Here is a 15,161-nt window from a genome sequence, read left to right on the forward strand (position 1 = left end):
GTTCATGGATCGCCTCACTCTCTATACTGTTTGTATTAGTATAAACCGATTGGTTTATACTTGCAAGTTTATATCTTAGCGTGGGTACTCAGTTAATCATCAACATCTTCCTTTGAGAAGCGCGAAAGGTTGATGACGAATCCCACCCAAGATTATCAGCATTGTCAGCCTACTTCACAAGATGAACAAAAGAGAATTTAAAATGAGAAAACTCGTTTAATTTTTGCACGCATCGCTTGACGGTTTTGCAGGAGGGCCGAAAGGTGAAATGGGAGTTTGGCTGGTTTCCTACGATGCTGATTTGGAGAAGCATGCGAAAGGAATTCTGAGTTCTGCCGACACTATCATTTGGGGGTGTGGACTTATCAGATGATGCACAGTTACTGGCCATCAGTGCCTTCGAACCCATCAGCTTCGCTACATGAACGCAATCATGCCAAGTGGATCGAAGGGATAGCCATCGTTTTTTCCACGAAGCTGGAGAAAGTAGAATGGAATAATTCCAGACTCGTGAAAGAATATCTGGAAGGAGAAGATCAATCTTAAACTAATCGAAAACAAGACCTTTGATTCTGGAGCCAAAACGCTTCCGCTACTTTCGGGGAAGGGGGAATAATCACTATATTTATTTGCGTATTTTTCACTTTTTTGTCCTCCACATGTGTACAAAGAATAAAAAAGATGCTACATTGAAATTAGTCAAACCCCCTTTATAACAAGGTTTTTTCGCATAATGACATGTCTCCTGTACAAGGACAAACGTATATCAAGGAGGGAATCGAATGTCAAGTCAAGCATTGGACCAATTTTTAAGTTCGAACATCGAAGATCTAAAGAATAAAGGTCTATATAACTTCATCGATACACTGCAGGGGGCAAATGGTCCTGTTATTCGTATTGACGGAAAGTCCCTAATCAATTTGTCTTCTAATAACTATCTGGGCTTGGCAACAGATTACCGCCTGATTGACGCTTCAGTTAAGGCGGCGCAGACATACGGGGCAGGAGCAGGGGCTGTGAGAACAATTAATGGTACGATGGATCTTCATATTGAGCTTGAAGAAAAACTGGCTCGTTTCAAAAAAACGGAAGCCGTTATCGTGTATCAATCGGGATTTAACTGTAATATGGCTGCTATATCCGCTGTAATGGACCAGCATGATGCGATTTTATCCGATGAGCTGAACCACGCTTCCATTATTGATGGCTGCCGCCTGTCGAGAGCCAAGGTGATTCGCTTTAAGCATTCGGATATGAATGATTTAAGACAGCAGGCAAAAGAGGCCAAGGAATCCGGTCAGTACCATAAAATTATGGTCATCACCGACGGGGTTTTCTCCATGGATGGTGATATAGCAAAACTTCCCGAAATCGTGGAAATAGCAGAAGAATTCGATCTGATTACTTATGTCGATGATGCACACGGTTCGGGCGTTCTCGGAGCAGGTGCAGGAACCGTGAAGCATTTTGAATTGTCCGACCGCATCGACTTTCAAATCGGTACTCTTTCCAAGGCGATCGGCGTTGTCGGCGGTTATGTGGCGGGTAAAAAACAGTTGATCGAATGGTTGAAGCTGAGAAGCCGTCCGTTTCTGTTCTCGACATCGCTACCTCCGGCTGCAATCGCTTCCTGTAGCGCTTCTATCGACATTTTGATGAATGACAAAGAACTGATCGAGAAGCTATGGGCGAACGGCAATCATTTGAAAAATGGCTTGAGCCGGCTTGGATATGATGTAGGCCAAAGCGAAACTCCGATCACACCTTGTATCATTGGCGATGAAGTAACCACCCAACAGTTCAGCAAACGGCTCTATGAAGAAGGCGTTTACGCCAAGGCAATCCTGTTTCCTACGGTTCCGAAAGGAACTGGAAGAATACGCAACATGCCGACAGCTGCCCATACCAAGGAGATGCTCGACCAAGTGATCTCTGTTTATGAGAAAGTTGGCAAGGAAATGAAGCTGATTTAGTGCATTCGCGGGAGTATATTTCGGGAGGAATGTCTTATGAACAAGATTTTGGTGACCGGGGCACTCGGCCAAATCGGTTCTGAGTTAGTTGTTAAATTACGTGAGATTTATGGTGCGGATGATGTCGTTGCTACGGATCTCAGGTCATCAGCCCACGAAATTACCCGATCCGGACCATTCGAGCTGCTGGACGTGACGAATGATAAGGCAATGTTCGAAATCGCCAAGCGGTACGAAGTTGATACCATCATGCATTTGGCTGCGCTGCTGTCGGCTACCGCAGAGGAGAAACCCCTGCTTGCCTGGAATTTGAATATGGGCGGATTGATGAATGCACTTGAAGTATCCAGAGAGCTCGGCTGCCAATTGTTCACTCCAAGCTCCATTGGATCTTTTGGCCCTACGACTCCGAAATACAATACCCCGCAGGATACAATCCAGCGGCCCAATACGATGTACGGCGTGAACAAAGTGTCCGGCGAACTGCTTTGTGATTATTATTTTCACAAGTACGGCCTGGATACTAGGGGGCTGCGATTCCCAGGATTGATATCTTATATGACGCCTCCCGGTGGAGGAACGACGGATTACGCGGTGGAAGTTTATTACGCAGCCGTGACGACTGGACGGTATACATCTTATATCGCCAAGGGCACAGACATGGACATGATGTATATGCCGGATGCCCTGAACGCTATTATCAATTTAATGGAAGCGGATTCATCCCGATTGATACACCGAAACTCATTTAATGTCACTGCAATGAGCGTGGATCCGGAGGCGATTGCTGCAGCGATTCGGGAGGAATTTCCCGGTTTTATCCTAGATTATGACGTTGATCCGAAGAGACAGGCGATAGCCAATAGCTGGCCGCATTCCATTGATGCGACAGCAGCAAAAACAGAATGGGGATTTCATGCCCGCTACGACTTGAAGGCCATGACGAAGGATATGCTATCACAGCTAAGCAAGAGACAAATGCTTCGCAAAGCTTAAATCTATTATAAATTCACTGTGCCAAGCGAGTAGAAATACAAAAGAATCTGCATCAAGAGGAGATTTGACGTTACCCGGACCTTTTGTTGCAGCTTCTTTTTTTTCATCCTCCATCTTGCGAGAGGAAATAAGGCTGGGTTGAAGGAACAGGACATGTTGATTACGAAATGTATCATTTACATTAAGCTAACGGGCAGAATAGTCGTAAAGCGAAGAGCGGAGGTATTAGTTTATCTTCAAGCGTACAATAATATTTTTTGAAAGTGTAATAACAGAAAAGGAGCCCTCATTCGAGGGGCTCCTTTTCTTTCCTATCTAGCCAGCTACTGTTCGCAAGCATTTATCACTTTAATCATCAATTGAAATACCTGCGGCTTTTAAGTGTCCATGAGTTAAAATTTTTCCGAATTGAGAAGCGAGTTCATTTGGAGTATAAGAAAAATCATTTTTAACCCACCATATTACAATGCCCATAAAAGTAGATGCAATATATTGAAGTAATAATTCCTTTGAAATCTTCAGGGAAATATCATCCAAGCCATCTTCCACTGTATTTTTTATAATTTCCTCCATCTTTGATTGAAAACCATAGATTCTATTCTCATCTAGTAACAATGCTCTGTAAAAGGGAATATTGTCCTTAATTTTCTCCAGTATGGTTTGCATTAGTTGTTCAAGCATAGAGCCGCTTACAGGAGTTTTGCTGCTTGAGCATTGCTTGAGTGTACTATTTAGTTCTTCTAGTAATTCGTCCATAGATACGTTTAACAAATCGGGTTTGTTCTGATAATGAAGGTAAAAGGTATTTCGGTTAATCATTGCCTTATCGGCAATATCTTGAATCGTAATTCCTTCGTACCCCTTTTCATTAAGAAGTTCTATAAACGCTTTTTTTATCGAATGTTTGGAGCGAAGGATACGCAAATCGATTTTTTTGTTCATTATGGCTCAATTCCCTTAACTTTTTTTGTTAGATATACGACATTTAAGTTGAAACTGTATTTTATCTCTCAAAATCAAAATTATTAAACATTGAAGGCTGACCTTATATTCATCATAATAAACAAAAGATAAATATACAACACGTTGACCATTATTTATCTTACTGATAATTAACTCTAATTAAAGGGGAGATTTTAGATGAAAACGATAGCGATTGTTGGAGCAGGAGCAGGTTTAGGAATGTCCATCGCGAAAAAATTCGGGCAAAATGGCTTCCGCGTAGCGCTTATTGCGCGAAATGAAGAAAAGTTGAACCAACTGGTTATTGAATTAGAACAATTGGGAATCGAAGCTGCTTCTTTTCAAGCGGACATATTAAACAAAGAACAAATTGAGATGGCATTTGCCGCTATTAAAGAGAAATACGGATATATTGATGTTCTTGAATACAGTCCAACGCCGAGCTTTGACACAGTAGCGCCAACACTAGATGTAACTGAAGAAAATGCGTTATACCAATTTCAATATAATGTTTTAGGTGCTTTATCGAGCGTTAAACAAGTGCTTCCGGATATGTTGGATAAGCAAAGTGGTGCCCTGTTATTTACGACTGGAGGCTCAGCAATTCACCCGGTACCGATGATGGGCAATGTCGGAATTGCAATCTCAGGACTTCGTAATTATATCTTTAATTTGAACAGCGAATTATCGGATAAAGGGGTTTATGCGGGTCATCTTTCAATTGGAATTTGGATGCAACCGAACTCAGGAGTTCAAGATAAAATCGCTGATATTTGGTACGACATGTACACCAAAAGAGACAGAGTAGAAGAGTTTATAACTGAAGATAAAGTGTAAGTTGAATAATTTATTTTGAAGGAGATACAAGAAAAGAATATGAACATCACTGTTTTTGGTGCAAGTGGTGCAATTGGACAGCTTGTAACCCAACTTGCATTAGATCACGGAGATTTCGTTACGGCATACGTTAGAAACCCCAAAAAAATCAGTCTCAAACATCCAAATTTGAGCCTTTTACAAGGGGAAATTTCAAATACTTCAACCATCGAGAAAGCCATTGCCGAATCCGATGTCGTAATCAGCACATTGGGTCCAGCATCCGATATGTCACGAAAGCTTAAAGGCACGCCGATTGCTGACGGGCACGAACTGATGATTAGGGCTATGAACAAACTTAACAAAAAAAGGTTCATTACACTTGCAACGCCAGCTTTGCAATCAGATGACGATAAGAAAAACATGTCCACGATACTTCCAGGTGTATTAGCCAAAGTTCTCCTTCCAAACGGTTATGCAGAAATGAAGAAAATAGAAGGAATGATTAAGGAATCGAATCTGGATTGGACAGTCGTTCGAATTATTAACCCCAATGTTAAATACACAGGGCAGTCTTATGACTATTCATTCGGAGATCAATCGGCTAAAATGTCTGTTTCCAGAGAAAATGTTGCCAAATTCATGTACTCTGCTGCTCGTGACAACCAATTGATTAGAAAAATGCCTATTATTTATAACAAATAAGCTCAATAAAAATGTAGTATTCACCGATTAAGGTGGTTAGTGAGGAAGGATTCAAAATGAAAATCGAGATATGGTCAGATTATGTTTGTCCATTTTGTTATATTGGTAAACGACGATTAGAGTCTGCACTGGAGCAATTCGCTCCTTCGAGTGAAGTGGTCATTGAATATAAAAGCTTTGAACTTAATCCGCAAACATCCATGTACTCAGGCAAAAGTATGCATCAAATACTTTCTGAGAAACATGGTATGAGTATCGAGCAAGCGAAAAAGGCACATGCTGAACTTGAACAACAAGCAGCAATGATGGGTCTCGTGTATAATATCGACCAAATAAAGCCCACCAATACGTTTGATGAGCATCGTTTAACCCAGTATGCCAAATCTGTGGGTAAAGATCAGGAATTAGCAGAGAAGCTGTTCTACTCTTATTACACGGACGCCAAGCTAATTAGTGATCATGTTACTTTAGCAGATATTGCAGAATCAGTTGGAATGAATAGGGACGAGTCAATCGCAGTTCTCCATGATTCATCCAAATATGCTAGCGAAGTGCGTTCAGATGAAGCCACAGCAAAACAATTAGGGATAACAGGAGCACCTTTCTTTGTCATTGATAGAAAATACGCGATATCCGGCGCACAACCAACAGAGGTATTTTTAAAAGCTCTTAACCAAGCATCTCAATAAATAAAACCAATAAGCATTGTAAAAAAAGGTGTCGACTGCTTTTTGTCGGGACCTTTTTTTATTGTATAAGCCCTTTGATGAGAGATTCGGATAAACCCAAAGTGGATGCGTATATGCACCAAGCTGTTGATCAATAGTATCCTACTATAATTGAGTCAATGTAAGTTGAAGTAATTGAATGGAGAGAAGGACAGGAGACAAATATGAGAAAGGCTGGATGCTATGTTTCCATCCGGATTTGATTAGAAAAAGTGCTTTAGAAAGTAAAATGGATGAGTATTCTTTCTTTTCTTATGCAGCTAATGAAGCGCTTCATTTATCAGAGAAAGAGAAGGATATCGTAACCAAAAATAGTGCATATCCTCATTGAGGAGTTCAACCTAAGCTCGGCTTCGAATATCCGGACAAATTAATGGAGTGAGTAATAAAATGAAATAATAATTGCTTCTCAATCGTGTATGCGATATATTGCATATAAGAATAATTGTAATGAGGATGAAAACCATGCCAATTCCTAAAGATTTTTCCTTGCCCGTCCGTATGTCCGCAAAAGAAAGAGCGTTTTCTCAGATTCAGCGATGGATCATTGATGGAACACTGCAACCAGGTGAAAAGCTTATTGATGCGGAAATGGCTGAATCGCTTGGAGTTAGCCGGACACCGATTCGGGAGGCATTTCAGTTACTCGAAGTTCAAGGCCTCGTGTCTATGCATCCAGGAAAAGAAACAAAAGTAACGAATATTGAGAAAAACGATATTTTTAAGATGTATTCAACAATGGCCGCTCTTCAAGCTTTAGCTGCTGAAATCACCGCCCAAATTATTGTTCCAGAACAGATTGAGAAACTAAGATCACTAAATTTGGAATTCGCAAGTTCCATTAAAAATGGGCAAGTTTATCAGGCTATGGAGGTGGATGAGCAATTTCATAATTATATTGTGGAGCTCTCAGATAATCCTTATGTGGCCACATTTAATACCTCTCTCCAGATTCACATTAGGCGATTTAAATATGTGTTTTTAAAACAACCTATTACAGCTACACTTGCTTCAGTCGAAGAGCATGATTTGATTATTAAAGCTTTTGAAGGCAAAAATAGTGAGGATGCTCACGTAATAATGAAACAAAATTTTATTCGACCAATGCAGGAACTGAACGAAATACTTTGAAATGAGGGGTAAGGGACATGGAAAACAAAAAAGATCTTCGTATTCGAAGTAAAGTGATCAGTGAAGGTGCTAACCGGGTTCCGAACAGAGCGATGCTGCGTGCAGTTGGTTTTCAAGATGAGGATTTTAAAAAGCCAATGATCGGAATAGCGAGTACGTGGAGTGAAGTAACACCGTGTAATATGCACATCAATGATTTAGCGGTGCAAGCTAAGCAGGGTGCACGTAATAACGGCGGTGCTCCACTAATTTTTAATACAATTACCGTGTCAGATGGGATCTCCATGGGGCACGGCGGGATGTTGTTCTCACTACCAAGTCGAGAAGCTATAGCTGATTCGATTGAAATTGTAACCGGAGCAGAGCGTTTTGACGGCGTGGTTGCGATCGGTGGGTGTGACAAGAATACGCCTGCATGTCTGATGGCTATTGGACGGATGAACATTCCTTCCGTTTATGTTTATGGAGGAACCATTCAACCGGGTAATCTCGATGGTAAAAATGTAGATATCGTTTCGGCTTTTGAAGCCGTGGGTCAATATCAAGATGGGAAAATAACAGATGAACAGCTGCATAAGGTCGAATGTAGCGTTTGTCCAGGTCCAGGGGCTTGTGGCGGCATGTATACCGCTAATACGATGGCGGCAGCTGCAGAAGCAATGGGTATGTGTTTACCTGGTTCTTCTTCAACATCAGCCATTTCAGCCGATAAAGCATTGGAATGCGAAGCAGCTGGTAAGCAGGTCATCTCACTTCTTGAACAGGAAATCTACCCAAGAGACATTATGACGAAGAAAGCATTTGAGAATGCGATCACGGTTGTTATGGCTCTAGGCGGGTCAACCAATGCGTTTCTCCATCTGCTAGCGATTGCGCACTCGGTTGAAGTAGATCTAACCCTGGATGATTTTGAGCGTATTCGTTTGCGTGTTCCTCATTTGGCGGATCTGAAGCCAAGTGGTCAATATGTCATGCAGGACTTGAATGATATTGGTGGTGTTTCCGGGGTAATGAAGCTATTGCTTGCTGAGGGTTTACTTCATGGGGATTGCCTCACCGTAACAGGTAAAACGTTAGCGGAGAATTTAGCGGAATCTGCTCCACTTGAAAATGATCAAGAGATTATACGACCGCTCAATAATCCACTTAAGCCAAATGGACCACTGGTTGTACTTCGAGGAAATCTCGCCCCTGAAGGCGCTGTTGCGAAAATGTCAGGCATGAAGATCCAACAGTTCTCTGGCCCGACTAAGGTGTATGATAGTGAAGATGAGGCGACAGTAGCGATTATGAATGATGAAATTAAAGAAGGAGACGTCGTGGTTATACGCTATTGTGGTCCGAAGGGTGGACCGGGTATGCCTGAGATGCTTTCCGTTACAGCACTCATCGTAGGAAAGGGACTCGGCGGGAAAGTAGCTCTCATCACAGATGGTAGATTCTCTGGGGGATCGCATGGATTTGTAGTCGGCCATGTATCACCTGAAGCACAAGTAGGTGGACCGATCTCGTTGCTTAGAAATGGCGATATTATTACCATTGATAGCGACATTCAGGAGATGAAGGTTGAGTTATCAGAAGAAGAGTTAGCTGCTAGAGCACAAGCTTGGGTACAACCGCCACTGAAAGTGAAATCCGGTGTACTTGCCAAATATGCTAAATTAGTTTCCTCCGCTTCCAAAGGGGCAGTAACCGATTTGATGGAATAAACCAAATACAATCGATAAATTTTAATGAGTACTTCTTCAAGTCGCTCCGCTATGCGGGGCGTCTTTTTGTTGCTATCTATCACATGAACGATATAGATATTGCGATTGAAAACAGAGTTCATTATGGATAGGAGACAATGTTGAGAAGGTTATTGGAAGGCTGAACCTTGAGGATTTATTAATGCTGGCAAATATGTAGTTATTCAACCTAAAAGTAAAGGAGCTTTTGTTAGAAAAAGCTCTTTTTAAATTTAAATGTACTTTGATAATTTTAAAATTGCTTGGTTTAATCATTCACACAAAGTTGGCAGAGAAAGAAGATATCAGAGTTCTGCTTAATGTAAGAAATAACAAGGATTTATTTACCACGTATTTGAACCAACAAGAGAAAAAGGAAGTGTATCTCCTAGTTGCTGAAATGGATAGATCAACAATTTTGGGGTTCTGTCTTCTAAAACTTAGTAGTTACGTATCTCCCAAATTGACTCGGCTATTCTGAAATATTCGTTGGTGTTGACCCAATTGGGAATCCAAAAATGATAAAGCTTATAACTAAGCTTGGATATAAAAGAATTACTGAACCATACTCAAGAACAGCTCTATTCCACAATGAAGACGGGACAACGTATGAGAAAACTTATACAAGGGTTGATTTGAAGAGGTCATTGAACTAACGGGGAACGTTAGTTCAATAAAACCAAAGAAGCAGGGTAAACAAAATGCGAGCAGTTGGTTTATATTTCCAGTATAATGAAATGGGCGGAAATTGTACATTTTTTCGGGGGAAGATCTTTAGTATGTGTATAGGAAAAAACAATAGGGACTTATACAATAGAGATTGTAAACGCTTGCTTTGAATTCTGAGGATCCAATCACTGAATTACCGTAATCCCGTAATCGCCGGATATTTGAGCGCTATTCCTGGGCCGAGCGCGGGAATGCCTACATGCTGGACGATGAGGTGCCTCCCGTGTTCGCGTGCCTCAGCAAGCGGCTTCACCGGCGTCTACTCGGGGCTGCGCGCCTCGAGCAACGGTACAGAGAACGCCAGCTCTGCTTATTATGAAGGATTCTATTATTCCAATACCAAAGGAGATGCCTTATGAATCAACAACAACTACCTAAGCCACATCAGCCGCTCGTAACCCACATCTTCACTGCGGACCCGTCCGTCCATGTCTACGAAGGCAAAATCTACATCTATCCTTCCCATGACCTCGATCATGACGAGCCGAGCAACGATAACGGCGACCAGTATAAAATGGAAGACTATCATGTCCTCTCGATGAACAACTTCGATTCCCCGGTGGTTGATCACGGCGAAGCGTTGCATCTGAGAGATATTCCGTGGGCCTCCAAGCAACTCTGGGCACCGGATGCCGCTTATAAGAACAATACCTATTACTTGTTCTTCCCGGCACGGGATCATGACGGCATCTTCCGTCTGGGTGTGGCAACATCAGAGTCTCCGGCAGGCCCGTTCACGCCGCAGCCGAATTATATGGAAGGCAGCTTCAGTATCGATCCGGCCATACTGGTGGATGAAGACAATCAGTCATACATCTATTTCGGCGGACTCTGGGGCGGCCAGCTGGAGAAATGGCAGACCGGCAGCTTCGTGCCAGATGCAGAAGGACCTGCTTCTGACCAGCCGGCGCTTGGACCGCAAGTTGCACTGCTTAGCGACGACATGCTGTCCTTCCAGGGCAAGCCTTCCGAGATATCGATTGTCGATGAAGACGGAAATCCGATTCTGGCCGAGGATGAGGAACGAAGATATTTTGAAGGCCCATGGGTGCATAAATATAATGGCTATTACTACCTGTCCTACTCTACAGGAACCACGCATAAGCTCGTATATGCGATCGGCAAGAACCCGATGGGACCATTCACGTTCAAGGGCGAGATTCTCTCTCCGGTTATCGGCTGGACAACCCACCACTCCATAGTGCAAGTTGAAGACAAGTGGTATCTGTTCTATCACGACAGTTCCCTATCGGAAGGTGTCAACCACAAGCGCTGCGTTAAATATTCCGAGCTGAAATACAACGAAGACGGAACGATCCAGAAGATCAATCCTTATCCGGATGCCGAGTAAGCTGGAAGGTTAGCGGAAACAGATAAGATTACAAGATAAGGCATAACATGAGGCAGCTCCTGGCGGGGCTGCTTTTTTGATAGGAGGATCAGTTGTGTCACTCAAACTTGTGAAAATTTCTGTTGAACAAAGAATATTTTTACTGTGACACTATGTGTAGAACAGTAGAAAATGATTCTTTCTATTGAGGACCATTACCATTAATCATAAGAGATCACGGAGTCATGGAAGAAGGAAACGTAAGGCGCTCCGATGTAGGGACACCACAAGGCGGCGTCATCTCACCCCTGTTGGCGATTCGAATCAAGCTAAGGGGTGCATGAAACGGGTAAATAAGGTATAGTGATGGATGGAAAAATGGAGTGGAGGAGTTAACCATGGTCAAACAACGCAAGATTTTATTAACTGTAACCGTATTGTACACATTGCTTGTTCTTTATTTTATGTTCTTCGCTTTCGGCAGAGGAGAGGATTTGGAGAACATTACCCAATATACCTTTATTTTCATGCCCGAGAACTTCCTTAAGTTGCCGTCTCCATTTGATCTTCTGCATCCCAGCCTCATGAGTATGGTGGGTTTCGGGAACACTATTGCGTTTATTCCTTTCGGTATATTGATTCCATGGCTGTACCGGGTCAGCTTCGTCCGGTTCATCACCTTATTCTTCATCGCGATTCTTGTGCTGGAAACGATCCAGGCCCTTACATTCCTGGGCAGCTTCGATATCAACGACGCTCTTCAGAATTCGATTGGAGCAGCCCTCGGTTTTGGGGCGTACAAGCTTGGTTTCCGTTACCGGAGCCTCGGGCGCAATCTGGTGGCAACGGCTATATCGGGTATGATTCTTTTTATAGCTTTATGGGGATTAGGGGCGGCGGTAGACAAAATAACAACAAAAGTAGAGGGCCCGTTTGTGGCGATCAATGACTGGACGGATACTTCGGGCCATTCATCCGCTGGAGACAAGCCGGACAGCATCCTAATCAACGGACAGAAGGTACCGCTTCGCTATAACCTATATGGCGCTGAAGACGGAGATTCCAGAACGTTCACGTACAAGTCTGAGGGACAGACGATTTTCTCCTTCGATTACGGATGCCCCGAACCAACGGATTATTCTGGTAGTATCAGTGTTACTCGGGATGGCAATGAAATATTGACCGGCTCTGGAGAAGATCAGCAGAGTAATCCCGATCTATTTCCGTCGCTATTCAAAATCCCGCTTGAGCCGGGCGATGAGCTGAAGATCACGATTAAGGGCGACATGAAAGCATGGGATGTCGGGTATACGCGGATGCAGTATTTCTGGAACTGAGTGCTTAAAGGGACTTCGCCCCATTTTATCATGAATTACACCTCGCGCTTGGGTTTTCAAGCGTTTTTTGCTTTTGAGATCGGGATTTTTCAGAAGGGGCTGTCCAAAAAGTCAGTAAAACGACCATTGGGCTGCCCCTTTATGATGGTATGTAAAAAATAGGAACAAAAAATCGCAGGACCGACTCGCTGAGGTTTAGTATAGATAACTCCGGATCAGTAGTAGTTCTTTAGTATAAGCACATTAAGGATTATGACTTGCCTCCTAACTGGCAAGAAATTATTAAAACTCGTTAAACTAACGGTAAACAATAGCTAATAAAACCAATCTTCATTTTAAAATCCACTTATATACAAGCGTATAGAACTTGTACCAATTACCGATAAGGACAAAACAAAATCCGATTAACCAATTAAAGCCAGTCGGCAAGTCTGGAACACATTTATAAGATGTATTGAGAAGAAGAGAAAAAATAATGACCAGACAAGACTTTGGCAAAATCATATTAAGAATGCGAAGACCTAAAGCGGTTTAGTAAGGTGATAGCTCGCAAATAAGGCTCCGATAATCCTCCCTAATTGATTGTCCCATAACTTGACTAAAAGCTACGAGTCCCATCGAAGTATCTGAGAAACAACCATTTAGTATAAGTTGTGCTTGTGCTCCAGGGAGCTACAACGTTATCACGAGATCTGAATCTCTCGTTCAGCAATGTATACAAACTTCATAAATTCATTCGTTTTTATACCACTCCTTCTTCATTTGAGTCCTGTAGTATGACTTACATCGGGATAACGAAGGAGCAAAAGAATGAAGAAAACGATGATGTTAACTTTACTCATAATCATAACGGCAGGAATGATCTGGTGCAGCTGGGGGCTTGTTAGGACAGATCAGAATCACCCGGACTCTGCAGCTGGCACCAGCGGCTGGCAGGAAAACAGGCTTATTGCACATGCATTTGGTGGAGTTGACGGTGCTAACTATACCAATTCTTATGAGGCATTTATAACCAATTACAATAGAGGGTACCGTTTGTTCGAGGTTGATCTTGTGCAGACGACGGATGGGAAGCTTGTAGCCAGACATGATTGGTCGCAGAAGCTACAGCCGGACTTGGCCGCTCATCGCGGACAAAACGTAACAAAGCTTCAGTTTGCAAACTCGCTTATTATGGGAAGATTCCACCCTCTTACCCTGCCGGACATATTGCACCTGATGAAACAATATCCTGATTTCGACTTAATTGTGGACACGAAAGCAGTCAGCAAAGAGCAAATTCAGCAGCAGTTTGCGCATCTAGTCAATGAGGTTCGACGTACGGATCCTGCACTGCTCAACCGGGTTATACCTGAAATCTTCAGCCCGGAAATGTATGACACGGTTATGGGAATCCACCCCTTTCCAAACAAAATATATTCACTTTACAAAACTGGCGCCTCCGCCGAAAGTATTGTAGAATTCGTAAGGGACAAACAACTGACAGCCGTTGCCATGCCTGCATACCGCGTGTATCTAAACCCCAATTTAGTTCCAGCACTGAATAAGTTTGGGGTAAAAAGTTATGTTCATACTGTCAACAGCAGACCGGTAATGCAGATTCTGTCCAGGTTTGGGGTACATGGGTTTTACACGGATCAGGAAGAATCACCAGAGGAGCTGATGCTTGCAGACGCTCCCCCCGGCCATGTTGAATTTTCGGGATACATGAGTTCCGGATTAGCAAGTATAAGAAATATCGTGATGAAGGTGAGAAATAATGGCTATCAATAACATTCTTGTTGTAGACGATGAACCGGAAATTCGAGAAGCGCTCGTTATTTATTTGAAAAGCGAAGATGTGGATGTATTAACTGCCTCTAACGGATTGGAGGCGCTGGAAATTCTTGAACAAGAAACCATTCATCTTATTATTATGGACAACATGATGCCGCAGCTCGATGGAATTAAAACGACATTTAAAATTCGTGAAAACAAAAATATACCGATCATTATGCTTTCTGCCAAGTCAGAAGATAGCGACAAGATTTTGGGACTCAACGTGGGCGCTGATGACTATATAACGAAGCCGTTCAATCCTCTAGAGCTGATTGCCAGAGTCCGATCTCAGCTGCGCCGGTTTACGAATTTAGGTTCCTTCCAGTCAAACGGGGATGAGCTCATTCAAGTAAGAGGACTCGTGCTGAACAAAAGCTCGAAGACTGTTGAGATAGATGGAGAGGACGTCAGATTGACCCCGAAAGAATACAAAATTTTGGAGCTGCTGATGGAGAACAAGGGTAGAGTTTTCTCGATCGAAGAGATTTATGAGCGCGTGTGGAATGAACTGATCTTCACTTCAGAGAATACGGTTGCCGTACATGTGAGAAACATTCGTGAAAAAATTGAAATCAATCCCAAAGACCCAAAATATTTAAAGGTGGTATGGGGAATTGGATACAAAATTGAGAAAAAATAAAGCCGATTGGAAGGTTCCAATCGACCTTATTGTCATCATTGTCGCCGCGATCTTATGGATCCTCTTACTCATAAACGAGTATTCATACACGGGGTTGAGTCTAAGCTATTCATCTTCAAGTTATATCCAGTCGCTGCTTGCCTTTATTATTCTTTGCTTACTGGCAAGCAGATTGTTTCTTTATTTTAAGGCACCCCACAGTAGGCGTTCCTTCTGGCATGGCAGTCTGCTGATGGATTACTTTCACATTTGGAGAATCGGTCTTAGA

General features: G+C 42.6%; 14 protein-coding genes. 13 read left to right on the top strand and 1 reads right to left on the bottom strand.

All coding sequences use genetic code 11. The features are described from left to right. Positions 1-348 precede the first annotated feature (348 nt). The 3 genes from ACETMN_RS17180 to ACETMN_RS17190 all read left to right on the top strand — a co-directional run bounded on the left by ACETMN_RS17180 (position 349) and on the right by ACETMN_RS17190 (position 2,969). Entirely contained in the window at positions 349-546 is a 198-nt protein-coding gene (locus ACETMN_RS17180; RefSeq protein ID WP_411734815.1) for a hypothetical protein, read from the top strand. Between the two features lie 236 nt (positions 547-782). After that, positions 783-1,973 carry a glycine C-acetyltransferase gene (locus ACETMN_RS17185; RefSeq protein WP_091020108.1) on the top strand — a complete coding sequence of 397 codons (1,191 nt, stop codon included), beginning with the start codon at positions 783-785 and terminating at the stop codon, positions 1,971-1,973. A gap of 36 nt (positions 1,974-2,009) precedes the next feature. Further along, complete coding sequence (locus ACETMN_RS17190) at positions 2,010-2,969, top strand: L-threonine 3-dehydrogenase (protein WP_411734816.1); 960 nt, start codon at positions 2,010-2,012, stop codon at positions 2,967-2,969. Between the two features lie 348 nt (positions 2,970-3,317). Here the strand turns inward: ACETMN_RS17190 and ACETMN_RS17195 are convergent, their stop codons facing one another. Next, complete coding sequence (locus tag ACETMN_RS17195) at positions 3,318-3,911, bottom strand: TetR/AcrR family transcriptional regulator (RefSeq protein ID WP_105598929.1); 594 nt, start codon at positions 3,909-3,911, stop codon at positions 3,318-3,320. Positions 3,912-4,109: 198 nt separating this feature from the next. Here ACETMN_RS17195 and ACETMN_RS17200 point away from each other — a divergent pair, with 198 nt between their 5' ends. From ACETMN_RS17200 to ACETMN_RS17245, 10 genes are all read left to right on the top strand, one after another. Continuing rightward, positions 4,110-4,769: an SDR family NAD(P)-dependent oxidoreductase gene (locus ACETMN_RS17200; RefSeq protein WP_091020102.1), complete on the top strand. Its 660-nt coding sequence runs from the start codon at positions 4,110-4,112 to the stop codon at positions 4,767-4,769. Positions 4,770-4,808: 39 nt separating this feature from the next. Next, positions 4,809-5,453, top strand: coding sequence for an NAD(P)-dependent oxidoreductase (locus ACETMN_RS17205; RefSeq protein WP_411734817.1), 645 nt, complete (start codon positions 4,809-4,811; stop codon positions 5,451-5,453). 56 nt (positions 5,454-5,509) lie between these two features. Further along, positions 5,510-6,142, top strand: coding sequence for a DsbA family oxidoreductase (locus ACETMN_RS17210; protein ID WP_411734818.1), 633 nt, complete (start codon positions 5,510-5,512; stop codon positions 6,140-6,142). A 178-nt stretch (positions 6,143-6,320) separates the two neighbouring features. Continuing rightward, a complete protein-coding gene (locus ACETMN_RS17215; RefSeq protein ID WP_411734819.1) occupies positions 6,321-6,512 on the top strand; it encodes a hypothetical protein in 192 nt (63 codons plus the stop codon). Positions 6,513-6,646: 134 nt separating this feature from the next. Continuing rightward, the gene (locus ACETMN_RS17220; protein ID WP_091020097.1) at positions 6,647-7,312 is read left to right on the top strand and encodes a GntR family transcriptional regulator; all 666 of its coding nucleotides are present in this window, start codon (positions 6,647-6,649) and stop codon (positions 7,310-7,312) included. Positions 7,313-7,329: 17 nt separating this feature from the next. Further along, the gene (ilvD, locus tag ACETMN_RS17225) at positions 7,330-9,021 is read left to right on the top strand and encodes a dihydroxy-acid dehydratase (RefSeq protein ID WP_091020096.1); all 1,692 of its coding nucleotides are present in this window, start codon (positions 7,330-7,332) and stop codon (positions 9,019-9,021) included. A 1,102-nt stretch (positions 9,022-10,123) separates the two neighbouring features. Further along, positions 10,124-11,119 carry a glycoside hydrolase family 43 protein gene (locus ACETMN_RS17230; RefSeq protein ID WP_411734820.1) on the top strand — a complete coding sequence of 332 codons (996 nt, stop codon included), beginning with the start codon at positions 10,124-10,126 and terminating at the stop codon, positions 11,117-11,119. Positions 11,120-11,496: 377 nt separating this feature from the next. Next, positions 11,497-12,435 carry a VanZ family protein gene (locus ACETMN_RS17235; RefSeq protein WP_091020093.1) on the top strand — a complete coding sequence of 313 codons (939 nt, stop codon included), beginning with the start codon at positions 11,497-11,499 and terminating at the stop codon, positions 12,433-12,435. A gap of 810 nt (positions 12,436-13,245) precedes the next feature. Next, on the top strand, positions 13,246-14,208 hold the full coding sequence (locus ACETMN_RS17240; RefSeq protein WP_411734821.1) for a phosphatidylinositol-specific phospholipase C/glycerophosphodiester phosphodiesterase family protein: 963 nt from the start codon (positions 13,246-13,248) through the stop codon (positions 14,206-14,208). Next, entirely contained in the window at positions 14,195-14,893 is a 699-nt protein-coding gene (locus ACETMN_RS17245) for a response regulator transcription factor (protein WP_036613934.1), read from the top strand. The genes ACETMN_RS17240 and ACETMN_RS17245 overlap by 14 nt, the downstream gene beginning before the upstream one ends. Positions 14,894-15,161: the final 268 nt, after the last annotated feature.

This window comes from Paenibacillus sp. M2 (genome assembly GCF_046713495.1).
Lineage (GTDB): Bacteria > Bacillota > Bacilli > Paenibacillales > Paenibacillaceae > Paenibacillus > Paenibacillus amylolyticus_B.